This is a genomic window from Pantoea sp. CTOTU50773, assembly GCF_032082325.1.
GTDB classification, from domain to species: Bacteria; Pseudomonadota; Gammaproteobacteria; order Enterobacterales; family Enterobacteriaceae; genus Pantoea; species Pantoea communis.
Window position 1 is genome coordinate 1 of record NZ_DAMDQC010000040.1, and the last position, 20502, is coordinate 20502.

Genomic DNA, 20502 nt, shown 5'->3' on the forward strand with positions numbered 1-20502 from the left:
GGTCAACAACGTCGCGTAAGCGCTAACCATCAGCGTCGTCTGCAGCAACGGAATGAAAAGCCGGAACCGGATGACAACCTGTTTTGAGAAGCGAGCGAAGGCGTGGTGATCAGCCGTTTCGGCATGCACGCAGATGTGGAAGATGGCGTGGGCGAAGTGCATCGCTGCAATATCCGTCGCACCATTCGCTCACTGGTCACCGGTGACCGTGTGCTGTGGCGTGCGGCGATTGGCGGCGGTAAAGGCATTGTGGAAGCAGTTCACGAACGTAAAACGGTGCTGACGCGTCCGGATTTCTATGATGGCGTCAAACCGATCGCGGCCAACATCGATCAGATCATCATTGTGTCGGCGATCCTGCCGGAGCTGTCGCTCAATATCATCGATCGTTATCTGGTGGCCAGTGAAACCCTGGGCGTTGAGCCACTGCTGGTCCTGAACAAAACCGATCTGCTCGACGCGGAAGCCCGCGCGTTTGTCGATGAGCAGATGGATATCTATCGCAAAATTGGCTATCGCGTGTTGATGGTATCCAGCCGTGCCAAAGATGGCCTGGCGGAGCTGGAACAGGCCTTAACCGATCGCGTGAGTATTTTTGCGGGTCAATCTGGTGTGGGTAAATCCAGTTTGCTGAACAACCTGTTGGGACTGGAATTGGCGGGCGATGAGATTCTGACCAACGATGTGTCTGATAACTCCGGTCTGGGCCAACACACCACCACCGCCTCACGCCTGTATCACTTCCCGCACGGCGGCGACGTGATAGATTCTCCAGGTGTACGTGAATTCGGTTTATGGCATCTGGAGCCGGAACAAATCACCCGTGGATTTGTCGAATTTCGTGAGTTTATCGGCGGTTGCCGTTTCCGCGACTGCAAGCATGATACCGATCCCGGCTGTGCCATTCGCGAAGCGGTAGAGGAAGGAACAATCAACATCTCGCGCTTCGATAACTACCACCGGATTCTGGAGAGTATGGCGCAGGTAAAAACGCGTAAAAACTTTTCCGCCAGCGAAGATTAACGGGTACAACGGCACATTCGCCAACTGACCGGGGCGCTGCTACAATCCGCCCCCTTTTGTGTAAACCAAGCGTAATTAAGCCAGGAGGCAACGGTGTTTGATCGTTTTAAACTCGGCCTGAATCATATTCTGCCTAAAAAAGGGCTGACCGAACTTGCCGGCTGGGGCGCCAGTCGTCGCGGTGGCTGGCTGACCAAAGCGGTCATCGACATGTTTGTCTGGTACTACAAAGTGGATATGGCCGAAGCCAGCAAACCCCATACTGGTAGCTATCGCACCTTCAATGACTTCTTCGTGCGCCCGCTAAAAGAGGGTGCGCGCCCGATTGATCCCGATGCGACCCTGCTGGCGCTGCCAGCTGATGGCGCGGTGAGCCAGCTAGGCCGCATTGAAGGCGATCAGATCTTCCAGGCGAAAGGCCATTACTATTCGTTGCAGGCCTTGCTGGCCGGTAACGACGATCTGGCAGAAAAGTTCGTCGATGGTGAGTTCATCACCACCTATCTTGCCCCGCGCGATTACCACCGTGTGCACATGCCGTGTAACGGCATACTGCGTGAAATGATTTATGTGCCGGGCGATCTCTATTCTGTGAACCCACTGACAGCACGTAACATCCCGAACCTGTTTGCACGCAATGAGCGTGTGATCTGCGTCTTCGATACCGATCATGGCCCGATGGTGCAGATCCTGGTAGGGGCAACCATTGTGGGCAGCATCGAAACCGTGTGGGCGGGCACCATTACGCCACCACGTGAAGGGGTGATTAAACGCTGGCGTTATCCTTCAGCGGATCATGACGGGGCCGTTGTGCTGCTGAAAGGTCAGGAAATGGGACGTTTCAAACTCGGTTCGACGGTGATTAACCTGTTCGCACCGGGCCGCGTCAAGCTGGCGGAAAGTCTCGAAGCCGAGAGCAAAACCCGCCTTGGCCAACCGCTGGCGATTGCCCTGCCGCAGCCCGGCGACAGCGCCCCGCTCGCTGAATAACCGGAACCTCTCCCGTGCGCGTTCTTCTCTCTCTACTGCTGAGCCTGGTGCTCAGCAGTTCTGTATTGGCAGCCACCGTTCCTCCTGCGAGTCAACTGAAGCAGGAATTGGATGCGGCCAAATCCGCCAAAGCCTCTCCCGCTCAAGCCGAGCAAGTTCAGGCGATTGAAGCGGCGATCAATTTCCTCTCTGAGCGCGATGAATCGCTGGAGCGTGCCAAACAGTATCAGCAGGTGATTGATGATTTCCCACGGCTGGCACGTGAACTGCGTCAGCAGATTGCTACGCTGACCGACAGCAGTAAAACGGTGCGCACCAACATGAGCAGCGCCGAGCTGGATCAGGAAATCCTGCAAATCAGCAGCCAGCTGCTGGAAGAAGGCCGCCAGGCGCAGCAAGAGCAGGACCGCGCACGTGAAATCAGCGACTCACTGTCACAGTTACCGCAGCAGCAGACTGACGCACGCCGGGCGATGACCGAAAGCGATCGCCGTGCTCAGGGCTTTTCTGCGGCCGCTACGCCGCTGGCTCAGGCGCAGATTTATGCCCGCCTGGCCGAGAATGCCGCCAATAAAGCCCGTGTGGATGAGTTAGAACTGGCACAGCTCTCCGCCAATAATCGCCAGGAGCTGGCGCGTATGCGGGCGGAAGTGCATCAGCGTAAAGTGACGCAGCTGGATAACTATCTGCAATCGTTGCGCAATCAGCTGAATAATCAGCGTCAGCGAGAAGCGGAACTGGCGCTCGAACGCACTGAACAGCTGGCGGAAAACAGTGGCGATTTACCGGCTTCGATCAGCGATCAATTCCGCGTCAACCGTGAACTATCAGCCGACCTGAATGCGCAAGCCCAACGTATGGATTTGGTCGCTTCGCAGCAACGGCTGGCCACCAATCAGACGCTGCAGGTGCGTCAGGCGCTCAGCACGCTGCGCGAACAATCACAATGGCTGGGCGCTTCAAATCTGCTGGGTGAAGCCTTACGTGCGCAAGTCGCCCGATTGCCGGATATGCCGAAGTCGCAGCAGATAGACAGTGAGATGGGCCAACTGCGTGTGCAACGGCTGCATTATGAAGATTTGCTGGAGCGGCAAAAGGATCTGCGCAAAGAGAAGCAGGATGACGGCACGCCGTTCACCAGCGAGCAAACCCGTATTCTTGATGCCCAGTTGAAAACCCAGCGCGAGCTGCTCAATTCACTGATCTCCGGCTGCGATACACTGATTCTGGAAATCACCAAGCTGAAGGTGTCGAACACGCAGTTGCAGGACGCCCTGGGTGAAGTGAAGGAAGCCACCCACCGTTATCTGTTCTGGACGGCGGATGTCAGCGCCATCGACCTGAAGTATCCGATTGACGTGGCGCGTGACTTAACCCGCCTGCTGTCGCTGGATACCTTAGGGCAACTCGGTAAAGCGCTGGCGATGATGTTTACCAGCAAAGAAACCGTGATGCCAATCATCTGCGCAGTGCTGTTAGTGGGCTTTAGCATCAGCTCGCGCCGTCATTACAATGCCTTTATGGCGCGTTCCGCCAGCAAAGTGGGCAAAGTGACTCAGGACCGCTTTAGCCTGACGTTGCGCACCGTGTTCTGGTCGATTCTGGTCGCCGTGCCGCTGCCGGTATTGTGGGCCGCGCTGGGCTTTGGTTTGCAGCATGCCTGGCCTTATCCGTTTGCCGTTGCGATTGGAGATGGCATCACTGCCACGCTGCCGCTGCTGTGGGCCTTTATGATCAGTGCTGCTTTTGCGCGTCATGATGGGCTATTTGTGGTGCACTTCCGCTGGCCGCAGGCGCGGGTAGCGCGTGCTATGCGTTACTACTCGCTGACGGTTGGCCTGATTGTGCCGCTGATCATGCTGCTGATTGCCTTTGCCAATCTCGACGATCCACAGTTCTCCGGCACGCTCGGTCGCCTGTGCTTCATTTTGATTTGCGGTGCGTTAAGTATTGTCACCGTCAGCCTCAAACGTGCAGGCATTCCGCTGTATCTGGATAAAGAGGGCAACGGCGACAACTTCGTTAACCGTATTCTGTGGAACCTGATGATTGCCATCCCGCTGGTAGCGGCATTGGCTTCCTGCATCGGCTATCTGGCGACCGCACAGGCACTGCTGGCGCGCCTGGAAACCTCGGTAGGCATTTGGTTCTTCCTGTTGGTTATTTACCACATTATCCGCCGCTGGATGCTGATCCAACGCCGTCGCATCGCCTTTGATCGCGCCCGCCAACGCCGTGCCGATATGCTGGCGAACCGCGCGCGCAGTGAAGAAGAGAAAGAGCAACAGACTCCCGCCAACGCCGATACGATTGAGATCGATGAACCGAGCCTGGATCTGGATGAGATCAGTGCACAGTCGTTGCGTCTGGTGCGCTCTATTCTTACGTTGATTGCGCTGGTATCGGTGATTGTGCTGTGGTCAGAAATTCACTCGGCCTTTAGTTTCCTCGACAATATCCCACTGTGGGATGCCAGCACCACGGTGCAGGGCGTGGAGAGCGTGCAGCCGATTACGCTGGGCGCGGTGCTGATTGCCATCCTGGTGTTCATTATCACCACTCAGCTGGTGCGTAACATGCCTGCCCTGCTGGAACTGGCGTTGCTGCAACACATCAGCCTGTCACCTGGCACCGGTTATGCCATCACTACCCTGACCAAATACGTGCTGATGCTGATTGGCGGATTAGTCGGCTTCTCGATCATTGGCGTTGAGTGGGCAAAACTGCAGTGGCTGGTGGCGGCGTTAGGTCTGGGATTGGGCTTTGGTATGCAGGAGATCTTCGCCAACTTTATTTCTGGTCTGATTATCTTGTTCGAAAAGCCAATTCGCATCGGCGATACCGTCACCATTCGCGATCTGACCGGCAGCATTACCCGCATCAATACCCGCGCCACCACGATTACCGATTGGGACCGTAAAGAGATCATCGTGCCTAACAAGGCCTTTATCACTGAGCAGTTCGTTAACTGGTCGTTGTCGGATTCTGTCACGCGCGTGGTGCTGACCATCCCGGCTCCGGCACACGTCAACAGTGATGAAGTCACCAACATTCTCAAGCAGGCGGCCGAGCGCTGTACCTACGTGCTGGATATGCCCGCACCGGATGTGTTCCTGGTGGATTTACAGCAAGGCATTCAGCTGTTTGAATTGCGTGTGCACGCAGCTGAGATGGGCCACCGCATGCCACTGCGTCATGAGTTGCATCAGTTGATTCTGCGCGGCTTTGAAGAGCACGGTATTGAGATGCCGTTCCCACCATTCCAGGTGCGTATGGAAACGCTGGGACGTAAAACGTCGGCCAGCAATGGCTCACCGTCCAGCCAGACCTTTAAATCTGGCGGCTTATAAATGACAACGCCCGGCAATCACCGGGCGCTGTTTTTTCTGCTGAGCGTTACTTCACAAACTCTTCGCCCTGCGCGATATCTTTCTTCAGCGTATCCAGCATGCCGCTGAGCGCTTGCTGTTCAAACGCACTCAAAGGACCCAATGGGCGACGTTCCACGATACCGTTCTTGCCGATCAGCAGCGGTTGTGAGAAGAAGCGCGCATATTCGCCATCTCCCTCAACATAAGCGCATTCGACTACATTGGCTTCGCCATGCAGCGCACGCACCAGTGAGAGACCAAAGCGCGCAGCAGCCTGCCCCATGGACAAGGTCGCCGATCCACCGCCGGCTTTCGCTTCCACCACTTCGGTGCCGGCGTTTTGAATACGCTTAGTAAGGTCAGCCACTTCCTGTTCGCTGAAGCTGATGCCTTTAACCTGCGACAGCAGCGGCAAAATTGTCACGCCTGAGTGCCCCCCCACCACCGGGACCTCGATCTCGGTGGGCTGCTTGCCTTTCAAGGCTGCAACGAAGGTGTTGGCGCGGATAATGTCGAGGGTTGAGACACCAAACAGACGGTTCTTGTCATACACGCCGGCTTTCTTCAGCACTTCAGCCGCAATGGCCACCGTGGTGTTAACCGGATTAGTGATCACGCCAATCAGCGCTTTCGGCGCGGTGCTGGCAACCTGCTCGATCAGGTTACGTACAATGCCCGCGTTAACGTTAAACAGGTCGGCGCGATCCATGCCGGGTTTACGTGCCACACCCGCAGAAATCAGCACAATATCGGCTCCCTGCAGCGCAGGTGTCGCGTCTTCGCCACTAAACCCTTCCACCTTCACAGAGGTAGGAATATGGCTGAGATCAACCGCCACCCCGGGCGTGACCGGGGCGATATCATAAAGTGAGAGAGCGGAACCTGCGGGTAATTGAGTTTTGAGCAGCAGTGCGAGCGCCTGGCCAATACCACCGGCTGCACCGAGAACGGCAACTTTCATCCTGAACTCCTTATGAAGGTGGGGCAGAGATATGCCGAAAATCCATCAGGTTACGAGTTTAATCAACTTCTCAGGCGATAGCGACAAACCTGTCGCGCAATAACATGACGCCGCAATCGGCTCCCGAGACATCTCCACTTCAGAAGTCGCCTGAATGATACAATCGCAGCCAGAAGACAATGGACGGCAATGATCATCGATATAGTTGTTACCACTTCAATACTATAACAACATTGCAACCTTCGCTTTGCGCGTCAGCCCGCGATTTTGGCGCAACACAAAACTCTGCTATGATGCCTGTCCGCAGTTGATTAGCGCGATTCGCTCACTACGCTTATTGCATAAAAATTCATCTAAATGCATAATAATTTATCTGCTGCTGGCCTGTTGCCTGCTGCACCCCTCTTTTATTGGTAGCTTATGCGAAACCCATCAAAACAAGACGACTTGATCAAAGCGTTCAAAGCGTTATTAAAAGAAGAAAAATTCAGCTCTCAGGGCGAAATCGTACAGGCGCTGCAGGAAGACGGCTTCGAGAACATCAACCAGTCAAAAGTTTCTCGTATGCTGACAAAGTTTGGTGCCGTGCGCACCCGTAATGCCAAAATGGAAATGGTTTATTGTTTGCCAGCCGAACTTGGCGTGCCGACCACCACCAGCCCATTGAAGAATCTGGTGCTGGATATCGATTACAACGATGCCTTAGTGGTGATTCACACCAGCCCGGGTGCTGCGCAGCTGATTGCACGCCTGCTGGATTCACTCGGTAAAGCGGAAGGCATTCTCGGTACTATCGCGGGGGATGACACCATCTTTATTACCCCTGCGCGTAGTTTCTCCGTAAAACAGCTGCACGATGCCGTGCTGGTTTTATTCGAACAGGAACTATAAAACCCTGGTCTTAACCGGCAGATCATCTGCCGGTAACATCCTTCCTGATGATCCGTTACCCGCCACGCTTGTTACAAAATCCTTTTTTAATAATAAGTTATCGATATAGCTGCCGGTTCTGCATCCGACGAAATATTGGTACGACCTTTTCCCCTTCTTAACCATTCGCGCTATTTTACACTGCTTTACATATTATGCTCAGTGGTTATAGCTTCTTATGGCGTATCAGTCAGCGGGATCGACCATGATCTTTCGCACGAAAAGATAATTTGATGCAGATCATTGTTTTTACGAATAAATAACAGCCAATGGTTAAGAATCAACCGGCTTTAATAACTTCCAGTTCTAAAAAGGTGCCATAAGGATAAAGAATAACAACCAAACATTATTAGCCAGACATTAATTTCATGGGTGATTAGATCTATACTTGTTTTCGTGATGCAAATCACACGAAAGAAAAAGATAAAAACAGAAGACGAGGAAAAATACCATGAACGTTAAAACTACTATCGCAACCCTGAGTGTTCTATCTGCCCTGTCATTTGGTGCTTTTGCAGCAGATTCTATCAATGCCCAACAGGCAGCGAATCTGCAACCTGCCGGCACCATTAGTGTGAGCGGCGTGGGCGGTTCTCCGATGGATATCCATGAGCAGCTGAATGCAAAAGCCGATCAGGAAGGTGTTAAAGCCTACCGTGTGATCGAAGCGAATACCGGCGACAGCTATCACGCCACCGCTGAACTTTATAAATAAGTTTGCTGAACAAGACGCAGTGTGAACGGCGACCCGTTTGAGACGCATTTGCCTCTCAGGTTGCCAAACCCCATTTCAGGAGAGTGAATCATGAAAACCAAATTAGCTATCGCCATCGTAGGTCTGGCTTCCGTATTGTCCTTCGGTGCCAGTGCTGCCAGCCTGGTTTCTAACGAACAAGCCGAGCAACTGCAACCGTTGAATCAGACCATCAGCGTAAGCGGTGTTGACGGTGATCAGACCAACGTCCGTCAGGAACTGTCGCAGAAAGCCGATGCTCAGGGTGCCAGCCATTACCGCATCATTGAGAATAATCGTGGCGACACCTTCCACGTGACTGCAGAACTGTACAAATAAGACTACATCGAACGTCGGGCGCCTGAACGGCGCCAGACAATTGATCGACGACCCGCCTCACCCACCTTTTGCCGCAGGTTGTTGATTACAACGAGGAGAAAAAATCATGAAAATCAAAGCAACCATCGCAGCCGCCAGCCTTCTTTCCTTGTTTGCCTTTGGTGCATCAGCAGCCCAACTGGTAACGGATGAGCAGGCGCAAAATCTGCAACCTACCGGCAGCACTATCACCATCAGCGGTACCGGCGGTTCGCCAATGGATTACCGTTCTGAGCTTTCTCAGAAAGCCGATGCACAAGGTGCCAGTGCTTATAAAGTGATTGAAGTGAAAACCGGCGACAGCTATCACGTGACCGCCGAGCTGTATAAATAATTCCTCGTCAATTCTGACGAACCCTTTGGCCCCGCTCGCCGGGGCCCTTTTTCGGCTTGTCACTTCACATTAAAGCGGAGCTGGCCTTCCAGCTCCTCTTCTGCTTCATCAAACAGCAGGATTAATGCGCCATACCGGCGTTTCTGCCCTGTCCCCAGATTCACAAACTCAATTTCCAGCGGAAGCGGCAACTGCTCCCCAAGTATCGCATCCCAGAGATCGTCAAGATCGCTGATGGCCAGATCCGCCAGCGCAAAACGATCGCTGAACTGGCGATAGAAATGGGCTTGATCGACGATTTCGTCAAAATCAAAACGCTCGGTTCTCATCGTGATTCCCTCTTGCAGGCAGGGCCGCCCGTCAGGCAAGCCCACCAATATGCAGCGCTTTCACTTCCAGGTACTCTTCCATTCCCAGCACCGATCCTTCACGTCCCAAACCGGACTCTTTTACACCGCCAAACGGTGCCAGTTCAGTGGATACGGCGCACTCATTAATGCCAATCATCCCGGCCTCCAGCGCCGCCGAGACGCGGAACACCCGTTGCAGATTTTGCGTATAGAAATAGGCGGCTAATCCGTATTCCGTGTTATTGGCGCGCTGAATGACATCGGCTTCATCATCAAAGCGGAAGCAGGCGGCGACCGGACCAAAGGTCTCTTCCTGGGCCAGCTTCATCCCCTCATGCGCCTCGGCAATCACCGTCGGCTGCCAGAAGTTGCCTCCCAGCAGATGACGCTCGCCGCCAATCAGCAACTTACCGCCTTTGCTCAGCGCATCCTTAACGTGCTCTTCTACTTTTTCCAGCGCCGACTGCTCGATCAGCGGGCCGACTATCACGCCTTCCTCTACGCCATTACCCACTTTCAGCTTGCCCACGGCATCGGCCAGTTGATTGACGAAACGATCGTAGACCGCGTTGTGTACATAAAAGCGGTTAACGCTGACACAGACCTGGCCCGCATTGCGGAATTTGTTGGCTATTGCGCCCTGTACCGCCGCCTCAATATCCGCATCCTCAAACACGATATAAGGCGCATTGCCACCCAGCTCCATCGAGACTTTCTTCATGGTGTCCGCGGCATTGCGCATCAGCGTTTTGCCCACGGCGGTTGAACCGGTGAACGAGATTTTACGTACAGCCGGGCTCGACATAATGGCGTCGCTGATGGCATGAGTATCGCCCGCCACCGCATTCAATACGCCGTCGGGCACACCGGCTTCCTGCGCCAGTGCGACTAACGCAAAGGCACACAGCGGAGTGTTATTGGCCGGTTTGATGATGCCGGTGCAGCCTGCTGCCAGCGCCGGGCCAAGCTTGCGTGTCAGCATCGCCATCGGGAAATTCCACGGCGTGATAGCCGCCACCACACCAATCGGTTCACGTGTTGCCAAAATGCGTGATCCGGGTTTCGCTGGCGGGATGATTTCGCCGTTGGCACGTTTAGCTTGCTCGGCAAACCATTGAATAAAGCTGGCGGCGTACTCGACTTCGCCTTCGGCTTCTTTCAGGGGTTTGCCCTGCTCGGCGGTCATCAGTTGCCCGAGCCAGCTTTTGTTCTCAATGATTAGTTGATACCAGCGATTAAGAATCTCTGCGCGCTGTTTCGCGGTTTTATCACGCCATGCCGGAAAAGCCTGCTGAGCGGCAGCGATGGCCTGCTCGGTTTCCGCCTTACCCGCGCGTGCGACTTTTGCCAGCACTTCGCCGATTGCCGGATTAGTGACGTCAAAGGTGGCACTGGCGTTGTGCCACTGGCCCGCAGCGAAATAGCCGGTTTTGAACAGCGCGTGTTGTTGTAGAGAGGTGGACATTATTCTTCTCCTGCTAGTTTGCATCCTGTCAGGAAAGTATAGATGCCAATATCATCGGGTTTTGTGTCAGCGTGGGATCAAAAAGGCCGCTGCAACGTGCAGCGGCCGATTTCAGATTTGGATGAGGGTGTTTTGGTATTTATCCAGCATCAACGAGAGCCGTTTCACCGGTTCGGTAACGCTCTCCGGTGCCGAATAGTGATGGAGCTTTTCCTGATAAATCTCCAGTTCCTTCAACAAACGCTCAAAGTAGTAGCGCCGCTTGTCATCGCTGGTGGCTGAAATCACGCGATCGGCGGTGTATCGCAACTGACGGTGATAAGCCGAAAGCTCCGCGTTAACCGGCACTTCAGCATTACGCAGTCGCTGATGACCGATAATCAGCGTCAGCGCGATGCGGTATTTGTCGATATCGCCGGGGAACAGATTGAGCAGCAGGAACAGCTGCTGATAGAGCGCGGGCAGATGATTCTCGCGACGGCGCGCCTGATTAGTAGTCAAGGCCGCCACAGCCGCATACATAAAGCGATTCAACAATTTACGGCCGGTACGTGCTTTGGATTTATCGCGAATCAGCAGAATCACCATCATCGCCACAAAGCTGCCGATCCACTGGCCCAACGCATTATCGAGGAAGACGTTGAACTCAAACTTCATCGGATTATCCAGCACCAGCACGTTGATGGTGCCAATCAACGCACCTAACGTACCAATCTGGCGTCGTTGCACGAAGATACCGCCGATAAACCCGAGTGCGCCAATCGCGATACACAACAACAACGCGCTTTGCTGGGTAGCTGGCAGGATATAGATGAAGTAGAGCATGCCGAGTGGTACGGCGAAGGCCATACCGTAGAAGAAGTCTTTCGCCATCATCAACGGATTCGGCATACGCATCGCCAGCGCGGTGATGACGGCCAGCATAACCATACAGCCACTGCCCGAAGTCCAGCCGGTATAGAGCCAAAACAGGGAGCCGAGCGCGGTCGCCACAAAGGTACGCACGCCGTTGATCATCGCATGATGGGTTTCCGCCGAACGCGCCTGAATCACCACTTCGCGCTGCAGGATACTCTCTTCCAGCGTGGTAATGCGGCTGTTACTGCGTACACCATTAATCAGCAGCAGATACTCTGTTGCTGCGCCGACCCAACTTGCCACCGTCATCGGCACATTTTTGTTGCTGACGCTGATCAAACGACGCATCACCTTCATACGCTTATGCACGTCATCGACGTTATGGACGTCTTTCTCAATCAGCAGGCGATACTGCGTCGGAATATAATCCGGACGAGCGTTTTGAATCAGGAAGGTTTCAGCGGCTTGCGTAATTAACGTCAGCGACAGCGTATTCAGCATCTGTAACCGGCGGCTGGTATTTTTCCAGCGCGAAGATTCCATCAGCAATTGGCTACGCATGCCGTTGAGTGCCGTGGTGCGACGTACCAGCGCGCTCCAGGTGCGATCCACCTCGTCTTTATCCGCGTGGGCGACACACAATTGCAGCAGTTTGTAATGCGCCACCAGCAGCGAATCGACTTCAGCATCAATCACTTTTTTGATCGAGCGCGGCGAAAACAACATATCCGCAAGAATCGCACACAGAATGCCAATGACGATTTCACTGCAACGTTCAACGGCATATTGCGGTGCCAGCGTTAAGCCACCGCTGGCATCGGCGGTGACCACGATGATCAGCGCAGTGTAACCAGCCAAACCTAGCGCGTAGGAGTTCTCGACTTTGATCAGCGAGGAGAGCCAGACGCACATGCCCGCCCATAAACAGCACAGCAGCAGCATCACCACCGGCGCACGCACCGTGGCGATCATGATGGTGAGGGCGGCAATACAGCCAATAAACGTACCAATGATGCGCAGAATGCCGCGATAGCGCAGTGCGCCAGAATAGGGATCGCCCCCCGCAGCAAAGGCGGTACCACCAGCAACAATGCCGGCGGTCATCACCGCCCAACGCGGCGTTTCCAGATTAAAGTGAAAGCCAATCATCAGCGCCGCAACCAGCGCAAATGTCAGCTTCACCGGGAAACGCAAAAACTCAATCATAACGCCCTCGCTTAACCAAACTCGCGCAGGCGGTTAAAGAACTGCGTCAACGGCGAGACTTTGGTCTGGCGATCTTTATCACCGGTGATCACTACCGTGGCGGTAGTGCCCGCCGGGAAGCGGCTGCCCGGTTGATCGTCAAGACGAATACGCACCGGTACGCGCTGTGCCAGTCGTACCCATTCGAGGTTGGAATCGATGGTCGCCATACCTTTGCTGTCCACGCTGCTGCTGCTGTTGGTCACGCCCGCCGCGATGCTGTCCACCGTGCCGCGCAATACGGTATTACTGCCCAGCGGGGTGATTTCAGCGCGGAAGCCCGGACGCACGCCATCCAGCTTGGTCTCTTCCATATAAGCCAGCACATAGAATGAGTGCTGCTGTACCAATGCCACGGCAACGGAACCACGGGTGATGAACTCGCCCTGATAAACGTTCAGGTTAGTGACCCAGCCATCTGAAGGCGCTTTGATGGTGGTGCGATCCAGGTCGATCACCGCCAGATCGCGCGTTGCCACCGATTTTGCCAGCTGATGTTCGCTGGTTTGCAGATCATTATTAGCCTGGTCGATGGCTTCACGCGACATGGCACTGGTGCCGAGTTGATTACGGCGCGCCGCTTCACGACGCTTTTCATTGACTAATGCCTGATAATATTCGACATCTGCCTGGGCTTCATCCAGCGCTTTCTGGTAGCGCGGGCGATCCACGACAAACAGCGTATCCCCCTGTTTCACCAGCTGGTTGTCGTGCACCGGCACGTCAGTGATAAGGCCGGTCACGTCCGGCGAGATCGCCACCACATCAGCGGAGAATTTGGCGTCACGCGTCCAGGGCGATTCGGTGTAGAACACCCATGCGCGGAAGATGATCACGATTGCGATGATAACCAGCAGGATAGTAATCGCGTAACGCGCGATTTTTCTTATGAGCGCTTTCACTTAAAAACCTCAGACGAATAGACGGGATACAAGGTAAAACACGCAGCAATACAACGCTGTGTTAAAAAGTGCCGGATGCCACACCAGGTCATAAATTCCGCTGGGCGTCAGCACGCGTTTCACCAGCCAGAACAGCGCCAGAGAAACCAGTAGTTCAATGAAGATGGGCGGAAAACTCAGCCCGAATACGACAAATACCGGAAGCACACTCATTACGGTTCCTTAGTTCGACCTTGCCGGATTGCACCGATACCTGCCCTCATGCCGCATGGCACGTCGGGTTGAGAATCAGGGGATGATTGGGAGACTGATGGCAACATTCAGGCCGCGTTGAGCTAATGATAGCGTATCATCGTGTAAACACAGCCGTGTTAAGGTGCGGTGAACAGACCCAGCGTGCGTATAGTAACGCGCATGACTATACGTTTTCTACATATTGTGAGCTAAATCACTTTTTAGCCAGAGTAAACAATGGAACGACTTAAAGGCATGTCCATTTTCGCCAAAGTGGTTGAATTAGGTTCTTTTACCGCCGCGGCACGTCAGCTTCATCTTAGCGTTTCGTCAATCAGCCAAATTGTCGCCAAACTGGAAGATGAGTTGCAGGTCAAATTGTTAAATCGCAGTACGCGCAGTATTGGTCTGACCGAAGCAGGTAAGATCTACTATCAGGGCTGCCGCCGCATGCTGGCTGAAGCGTCTCAGGTGCACGAACAGCTTTATGCCTTTAATAATACGCCGATCGGTATTCTGCGTATCGGCTGCTCTTCCACCATGGCGCAAAACGTGTTGTCTGCAATGACCAGCGATATGCTGCGCGAATATCCTGGCCTGAGCGTCAATCTGGTTACCGGCATTCCCGCGCCAGATTTGATCGCTAACGGCTTGGATCTCGTAGTCCGCGTAGGCGCGTTGCAAGATTCAAACCTGTTCTCGCGCCGACTGGGCGCGATGCCGATGGTGGTCTGTGCCGCAAAAAGTTATCTGGCACAGCATGGTACGCCAGACAAACCGGGTGAAATCGATAATTTTTCATGGCTGGAGTACAGCGTACGCCCGGATAACACCTTTGAACTGGTCGCACCGGAAGGTCTGGTGACGCGATTGACGCCGCAGGGTCGCTTCGTCACCAATGATTCACAGACGCTGATTCGCTGGCTGAAAGCCGGTTGCGGCATCGCCTATGTCCCCCTGATGTGGGTGATTGATGAGATTAACGCCGGGGAGATCGATATTCTGTTCCCGCAATATCACTCAGAACCGCGTCCGGTGTATGCGCTCTATACCGAGAAAGACAAGATGCCGTTGAAGGTGCAGGTATGTATCGATTATCTGACCGAGTACTTTAAGCAGGTGGCGCAACAGTATCAGCAGCATCGTAAGAGTTAACGGTCTGGGCGCCATACAGGGTGTCCCTACGATGCGCGAAACGACTATTTGTAAGGTGCGCCGTAGGGAAACTCAGACTGTTCGATAATCTGTAGAGTCCGCCATGCGAACATCAACTTACGGTCATTCGTAGAGGCCGCCGTGGAATCATCAGACTCCACGGCCATTCGAAATGGTGCGTCATGGGGACATCAGACTTTACTGTCATTCGGAAGGTGCGCATTGATGCGCACCAGCAATGATTATGCAGTTCCGCCGACGGTGATTTTATCCAGCTTCAGGGTTGGCTGGCCGACGCCGACCGGCACACTCTGCCCCTCTTTACCGCACACGCCAACGCCTTTATCCAGCGCCAGATCGTTACCGACCATTGAGATCTGCTGCATTGCTTCAATACCGGAACCAATCAGCGTTGCACCTTTCACCGGCGTGGTGACTTTGCCGTTTTCAATCAGATAGGCTTCTGAAGTTGAGAACACAAACTTGCCGGAGGTGATATCCACCTGACCACCACCAAAGTTCGGCGCATAAATCCCGTACTCAACGCTGGAAATGATGTCCTGCGGCGTGGATTTACCCGCCAGCATATAGGTGTTGGTCATACGCGGCATCGGCAAGTGCGCATAGGATTCACGACGTCCGTTACCGGTTGGCGGTACGCCCATCAGACGCGCGTTAAGCTTGTCCTGCATATAGCCTTTGAGCACGCCGTTTTCGATCAGGACGTTATACTGGCCTGGCACGCCTTCGTCATCCACTGCCAGTGAGCCGCGCAGGCCTTCGATGGTGCCATCGTCAACCACGGTGCAGAGTTCAGAGGCGACCAGCTCACCCATTTTACCGCTGACGACCGACGTTTCACGACGATTGAAATCGCCTTCCAGACCATGACCGACTGCTTCATGCAGCAGCACGCCCGGCCAGCCAGCGCCCAATACCACCGGCAAGGTGCCCGCAGGCGCGGCCACGGCAGAGAGGTTCACCAGCGCCAGACGCACCGCTTCACGCGCCCATGCATCGGCACGCACATCACCGTTTTCATCGGCATAGAAGAACTCATAACCGGTACGCGCGCCGCCGCCGCTGGAGCCGCGTTCACGTTTACCCTGATCTTCCACCTGCACGCTGATCGACAGACGCACCAGTGGGCGGATATCCGCAGCCAGCGTACCATCGGTCGCCGCCACCAGCACCTGCTCGTACACGCCAGTCAGGCTGGCATTGACTTCCTGCACGCGCGGATCGGCCGCACGTGCCACGGTATCAACACGATGCAGCAGTGCAATTTTGTCTTCGCGCGTCAGGCTGTCCAGCGGATTCACCGGCGCATATAGCGAACGGTTGATCACAGCTGAAAGTGTATGCGCTTTGCCATTGCCCTGCTCACGCACAATACTGCGCGCGGCTGCAGAAGACTGGCGCAGGGCGTTCAGGGTGATTTGGTCTGCGTAAGCGAAACCGGTTTTCTCACCACTGATAGCACGCACACCGACACCCTGGTCAATGTGGTAAGAACCATCTTTAATGATTTTGTCTTCCAGCACCCAGGATTCATGGAAACTGGACTGGAAGTAGAGGTCGGCATAATCCAGACGACGTTCTGAAAGCTGCCCTAACAGGGAAAAAAGGTCCTGCTGATTAATGCTGTTCGCAGCTAGTAACTGCTCACTTACCAGATTCAGAGTCATCGTTTCTCACTCATTATGTGCTCGGATAGTCATAGCCTGCGGCAATTCCCCGACGGCGTCAAATTCACTTCTTGTCGTCTTCGCGCGGTTTGCGCAGCACTTCATTGATTTCCGGTTTATCCAACGGTCCGCTAATGTGATAACGCAGTAGCGAGATCTTATTCCACAGCGGGCCCAATACTTTACTGGCGGCAAATACGGCGGCCCCGATCACCGGGTTGACCACAAAGGCCGTTGCCACTCCCACCGAAGCGGAGATCTCAGGGGCAACGACCGCTTCCATATCAATCTGGCGTTTTGCCAGGTCGATCTGCCCCTGCATGGCGATATCCGCTTCAAGGCCATCAACCAGCAGGTTATCCGTGTGCATCACACCGTTTTCGATCCACGCCGTGCCGTTAATTGAATCGAAATAGAAGCCTTCACTGAAGGTGTCACTGAAATCGAAGCGCAGCTTGCGCAGCAAGGCGTCAAAACTCATCAGGCGCAACAACTGCCCCGCACGCCCGGTGTTCACATCCGCAATCTGGCCTTTGCCAAAATGGGTTTTCAGCGTACCGCTCAACGTTTCCGCTGAAGGCTGCCACGGGGCGGAACGCCAGTGCAGGTCATAATCCACGTTAAACGGCGCGTCACGAAGTGGGGTATTCATCCCAAACCAGTTAACGGCATCATTAATGTTTTTACCGCTCAGACTGCCTTTTAATGAGGTACGCTGATTGCCCGGCTTATTGACCCATTCTCCGTTGATCTTCAGCTTTGCACTGCCGGAATCCACGCTACCGTTAGTAAGTGCTAACGTATCTCCCTGCGGCTGTAATCTGGCCTGCATATGTCCAAACTTCTGCCCGCGCAGCCAGCACTCATCACAGTTTAGCTGCATCGCTGGCCAGTTACTGAAGTCTACTGTGCTGCTGTTGTCACCCAACGGCGAGGCGTTGTTGTCGCTGCTGTTCGCCCATTCTGGATTGTAGTAAAGATAGCTAAGGTCGATTTGCCATGGCGCATGCTGTGCGGTTTGCAAACTGCCTCGCGCTTCGCGGCTTTCCAGCTGGAGTTGTGTGTTGCCGGTCGGCCCTTGTGTGACGGTGGCATTAACGTCATGCCACTGCTGGCCACCGAGCATAAGTGCCGGTGTCCGCAGAGTTACATCGCCTGGTAACAGCGCGCCGCCGACTTCCGTTTCGCCCTGAGCATTACGCGAACCACTGCTTCCCGCCAGCAGCCCCATCCAGGCTTCACCATCCAGCGGCGGTAAATTGAGTTCCATCCCGCGTTTTTCTGGCAGCTTCGGCGTGCTTTTCGCATCGTTGAGCCAGATGCCGCGATCCACGCGCAGCTGAGGTTCGAGAATCCAACGGCTGTTAAAGCGGTTGTGTTCACGCACGCTACCGCTCAGCGTAAATCCTTTCAGATCACCGGTGGCGTTAATGGCGATGGGCATCGCTTCGCCCGACTGCTTATCCAGTGGCGAAGGTAAGTGACTACTTACTGTTTTTGCATCGCCCTGCAAATCGACTTTATAGGTCGCGCCCCCTTTGTGTGGCAGCGTGATGTCGACATTGCCCTGCCACGGCAGACTGCCGCTCAATTGACTGCTGACGCTGGTTGGCAACACTTTCAGTTTCGACGGCTGCCAGTCGCCCAGCAGCTTCACGTTGACACCGAAGTTGTCAGGGTTTTCGGTAGTGGTAAAACTGACGCCAGTGGGCTGACCAAACCAGTTGGCCTGCATCTCTTCACTTTCGAGGTTGCCGTTGTTGTAACGGAAACGTCCGGTGAGGTTTTCCAGCGTGGTGTTTAACGGCTTAATGTGCAGGCTGTTATTGTTCATCACAACATTACCGCTGGCATGTACCAATTCACCATCCAGCGGAATATCGAGATTCAATGAACCGCGCACATTGCCACCGATTTGCAACTGCTGCAGTGCCGCGCCCAACGTCGATTTCAGAGGCGTCTGTTCGAAGTAATCGGCAATCTGCTTGCCCTGACCGCTAAGATCGCCATTAATAATCAACTTCTCTTTGAGGTAGTCCGGGATCACCGCGCTGACGTTACGCGCATCCACTTCTCCCAATTTGGTTTTCTCGGCTTTCATCCACAGGCCGTCGTTAACAAAATCGAGGTCGATATCGAGGTTTTCCAGCGCGGGCCAACCGGGCTGGAACTGGAAGGTGGATTGACGCAGCGGCACCCATACTTCAAACATGCCGTCATTGTGCTTAAACGGGAACAGGCTGGGATTACCGGCGAACAACAGCGTGGCATTGTCCACCTTCCCGCCTTTGATCGACTCGCTGAGGAAATGGGTCAGATCATGGCCCATTAGCGGTTCCGGGAAGTAGCGCCAGGCATCACCCGCATCGGTGACGCGAATGCCCGCCAGAATATTCAGCTGTGGCGCTTTGCCGATATTTTGCTGATAGCGGAAATCACCGCGCGCCCACAGGGAACGTGCCTGAACATCAAGATTCTGACCATCCAGCGTGAGGCCGCTGGCATCGCGCTGCCAGTTCAGTTTGCCAGTGATCTGTTGAATTTGCAGTGGCGCCTGGAACATGTCGCCATAAGGCACTTCCGCTTGTCCCATCGCCACATCCAACCGACCGTTACTCACGCTGCCGCTGGCGGTACCGTTTAGATTGCTGATCCCTGGCAACAGCTCCCAATGCTGCCACGCCAGGTTGCGCCATTTGGCTTGCAGGCGGGTTTGTTCGGGCTGATTGAGCGGAATATCCAGCGCCAGCGCATCGATGTTGCCGCGCGGCTGCAATGCACGCCAGTTATCCAGTAACGCAGGGGATAAGGGTTTGAACAGCGGCACCAACGGTGCCAGACGCTCCAGATCCAGTTGCGTGGCACGCACACGCACCTCCGCACCACTGTTGACGCCCAGCATCTGCTGGTCTTCCGGCTTCCACAGCAATGAGAAGTGCCCCGGCGCCCAGGCGATGCCATCAGTGCTGAGTCGGGTTTGCGGGACGGACAAACTCCAGCCATTTTGGAAACGCGCCAGATGCGCGGTTAAGCCATCGACCTGCAGTTGGTGATCGCCCTGTTCGCCGCGCCAGCGTGCACCGCCTTTACTGAGCAACAGGTCACCGGCGTAGACATCGCCATCACGTAGATTCACCCATGCCGCCAAGCTGAAACGGGCACTTTCGAGGCTGGTGTTGTCGCGCAGCCACGGACCGATCCACGGACGCACATCGACGTCCTCCGCTTGCATCCAGATTCGGCCATCGTTGAGTAATCCGTTGGTATCGTTGAGATCGAGTCGCACCTGCACTACACCATGCTGACCGGTAAAGCTGGAGAGATTGACTTCCCCTTCCGCACGGTGACGCGTGCTTTCGTTGAGCCAGGTCAGGCGCGGAATCGCCAGCTCAGCGTGCTGGCCAGAGGGCGTGAGAAAACGGATGCTGCTATCACGCAGATCAAAGTGGTCAAACTGGCGCAGAAACAGATCGTTGATTTGCGCCGGCTTAAAGCTATTTTTTTGTTGATCGCTGGTGAGCAGCGGATGATTGGTTTCGAGACGCAGTTGCCAGAAGGTAAGATCACGGAACTGCCAGCGCCAGTGCAGCAGCGATTGCCATACGTTAAGCGCCAGATTTACGCGGCCAATGGTGAGTTTGCCATCTTCAGGCATCACAACGTTGAGATTACGCACCTGCAGGGTTGGGCCGAAGTTCTCCCATTTACCCTGCAGCTCGCTGGCATCCACCGTCACTCCGCTGACGCGTGAAATCGTCTGCAGTATGTCGCTGCGATAGCTGTTGAGATGCGGCATCACGAGGCGCAACCCGCTGACTAGCAGCGCCACAATAACGATGATTGCGGCGAGCAGCAGTAACAAAATCCTCGGCAACCGCCTCACAC

The 20502-nt window shown here is 54.6% G+C and carries 15 protein-coding genes and 1 pseudogene; 8 read left to right on the top strand and 8 right to left on the bottom strand.

Going from position 1 to position 20502, the window contains the following annotated elements; genetic code table 11:
- From rsgA to mscM, 3 genes and pseudogenes are all read left to right on the top strand, one after another.
- Positions 1 to 1023, top strand: a pseudogene (gene rsgA, locus RT340_RS08775) (small ribosomal subunit biogenesis GTPase RsgA); the annotation flags it as partial.
- 93 nt (positions 1024 to 1116) lie between these two features.
- Positions 1117 to 2013: an archaetidylserine decarboxylase gene (gene asd, locus RT340_RS08780; RefSeq protein WP_034829399.1), complete on the top strand. Its 897-nt coding sequence runs from the start codon at positions 1117 to 1119 to the stop codon at positions 2011 to 2013.
- A gap of 14 nt (positions 2014 to 2027) precedes the next feature.
- A complete protein-coding gene (gene mscM / locus RT340_RS08785; protein WP_313375422.1) occupies positions 2028 to 5363 on the top strand; it encodes a miniconductance mechanosensitive channel MscM in 3336 nt (1111 codons plus the stop codon).
- A gap of 46 nt (positions 5364 to 5409) precedes the next feature.
- Here mscM and mdh read toward each other — a convergent pair whose 3' ends face one another.
- The gene (gene mdh / locus RT340_RS08790; RefSeq protein WP_097119481.1) at positions 5410 to 6345 is read right to left on the bottom strand and encodes a malate dehydrogenase; all 936 of its coding nucleotides are present in this window, start codon (positions 6343 to 6345) and stop codon (positions 5410 to 5412) included.
- 420 nt (positions 6346 to 6765) lie between these two features.
- Between mdh and argR the strand changes: the two genes are divergently transcribed.
- The 4 genes from argR to yhcN (RT340_RS08810) all read left to right on the top strand — a co-directional run bounded on the left by argR (position 6766) and on the right by yhcN (RT340_RS08810) (position 8720).
- Positions 6766 to 7236, top strand: a complete 471-nt coding sequence (gene argR, locus RT340_RS08795) for a transcriptional regulator ArgR (RefSeq protein WP_034831131.1) — start codon at positions 6766 to 6768, stop codon at positions 7234 to 7236.
- A 490-nt stretch (positions 7237 to 7726) separates the two neighbouring features.
- Positions 7727 to 7990 (top strand): peroxide/acid stress response protein YhcN, encoded by a 264-nt coding sequence (yhcN, locus tag RT340_RS08800; protein ID WP_211729823.1) that lies wholly within the window; start codon positions 7727 to 7729, stop codon positions 7988 to 7990.
- A 90-nt stretch (positions 7991 to 8080) separates the two neighbouring features.
- Positions 8081 to 8347, top strand: a complete 267-nt coding sequence (locus tag RT340_RS08805) for a YdgH/BhsA/McbA-like domain containing protein (RefSeq protein WP_034831135.1) — start codon at positions 8081 to 8083, stop codon at positions 8345 to 8347.
- Between the two features lie 106 nt (positions 8348 to 8453).
- A complete protein-coding gene (yhcN, locus tag RT340_RS08810; protein ID WP_211729822.1) occupies positions 8454 to 8720 on the top strand; it encodes a peroxide/acid stress response protein YhcN in 267 nt (88 codons plus the stop codon).
- A 59-nt stretch (positions 8721 to 8779) separates the two neighbouring features.
- Here the strand turns inward: yhcN (RT340_RS08810) and RT340_RS08815 are convergent, their stop codons facing one another.
- From RT340_RS08815 to aaeX, 5 genes are all read right to left on the bottom strand, one after another.
- On the bottom strand, positions 8780 to 9049 hold the full coding sequence (locus RT340_RS08815) for a hypothetical protein (protein WP_034831139.1): 270 nt from the start codon (positions 9047 to 9049) through the stop codon (positions 8780 to 8782).
- Between the two features lie 31 nt (positions 9050 to 9080).
- A complete protein-coding gene (locus tag RT340_RS08820; protein WP_211729821.1) occupies positions 9081 to 10535 on the bottom strand; it encodes an NAD-dependent succinate-semialdehyde dehydrogenase in 1455 nt (484 codons plus the stop codon).
- 111 nt (positions 10536 to 10646) lie between these two features.
- Positions 10647 to 12599, bottom strand: coding sequence for a p-hydroxybenzoic acid efflux pump subunit AaeB (gene aaeB / locus RT340_RS08825; protein ID WP_097119478.1), 1953 nt, complete (start codon positions 12597 to 12599; stop codon positions 10647 to 10649).
- An 11-nt stretch (positions 12600 to 12610) separates the two neighbouring features.
- Positions 12611 to 13540, bottom strand: coding sequence for a p-hydroxybenzoic acid efflux pump subunit AaeA (gene aaeA / locus RT340_RS08830; protein WP_211729820.1), 930 nt, complete (start codon positions 13538 to 13540; stop codon positions 12611 to 12613).
- Positions 13541 to 13549: 9 nt separating this feature from the next.
- Positions 13550 to 13753, bottom strand: a complete 204-nt coding sequence (gene aaeX / locus RT340_RS08835; protein WP_021508145.1) for a p-hydroxybenzoic acid efflux pump operon protein AaeX — start codon at positions 13751 to 13753, stop codon at positions 13550 to 13552.
- Between the two features lie 258 nt (positions 13754 to 14011).
- Here aaeX and aaeR point away from each other — a divergent pair, with 258 nt between their 5' ends.
- On the top strand, positions 14012 to 14929 hold the full coding sequence (gene aaeR / locus RT340_RS08840; protein WP_038644372.1) for an HTH-type transcriptional activator AaeR: 918 nt from the start codon (positions 14012 to 14014) through the stop codon (positions 14927 to 14929).
- A 242-nt stretch (positions 14930 to 15171) separates the two neighbouring features.
- On the opposite strand, the gene tldD is transcribed toward aaeR, so the two are convergent.
- Both tldD and yhdP read right to left on the bottom strand, forming a co-directional pair.
- Entirely contained in the window at positions 15172 to 16617 is a 1446-nt protein-coding gene (gene tldD, locus RT340_RS08845) for a metalloprotease TldD (RefSeq protein ID WP_313375433.1), read from the bottom strand.
- Positions 16618 to 16681: 64 nt separating this feature from the next.
- Positions 16682 to 20500, bottom strand: a complete 3819-nt coding sequence (yhdP, locus tag RT340_RS08850; protein ID WP_313375435.1) for an AsmA2 domain-containing protein YhdP — start codon at positions 20498 to 20500, stop codon at positions 16682 to 16684.
- Between the last annotated feature and the right edge of the window lie 2 nt (positions 20501 to 20502).

Excerpts from the sequence above, each read along its gene's own strand:
- yhcN (WP_211729822.1), top strand. The coding sequence starts at position 8,454 with ATGAAAATCAAAGCAACCATCGCAGCCGCCAGCCTTCTTTCCTTGTTT.
- RT340_RS08805 (WP_034831135.1), top strand. The coding sequence starts at position 8,081 with ATGAAAACCAAATTAGCTATCGCCATCGTAGGTCTGGCTTCCGTATTG.
- yhcN (WP_211729823.1), top strand. The coding sequence starts at position 7,727 with ATGAACGTTAAAACTACTATCGCAACCCTGAGTGTTCTATCTGCCCTG.
- RT340_RS08815 (WP_034831139.1), bottom strand. The coding sequence starts at position 9,049 with ATGAGAACCGAGCGTTTTGATTTTGACGAAATCGTCGATCAAGCCCAT.
- aaeB (WP_097119478.1), bottom strand. The coding sequence starts at position 12,599 with ATGATTGAGTTTTTGCGTTTCCCGGTGAAGCTGACATTTGCGCTGGTT.
- aaeX (WP_021508145.1), bottom strand. The coding sequence starts at position 13,753 with ATGAGTGTGCTTCCGGTATTTGTCGTATTCGGGCTGAGTTTTCCGCCC.
- RT340_RS08820 (WP_211729821.1), bottom strand. The coding sequence starts at position 10,535 with ATGTCCACCTCTCTACAACAACACGCGCTGTTCAAAACCGGCTATTTC.
- argR (WP_034831131.1), top strand. The coding sequence starts at position 6,766 with ATGCGAAACCCATCAAAACAAGACGACTTGATCAAAGCGTTCAAAGCG.
- aaeR (WP_038644372.1), top strand. The coding sequence starts at position 14,012 with ATGGAACGACTTAAAGGCATGTCCATTTTCGCCAAAGTGGTTGAATTA.
- tldD (WP_313375433.1), bottom strand. The coding sequence starts at position 16,617 with ATGACTCTGAATCTGGTAAGTGAGCAGTTACTAGCTGCGAACAGCATT.
- mdh (WP_097119481.1), bottom strand. The coding sequence starts at position 6,345 with ATGAAAGTTGCCGTTCTCGGTGCAGCCGGTGGTATTGGCCAGGCGCTC.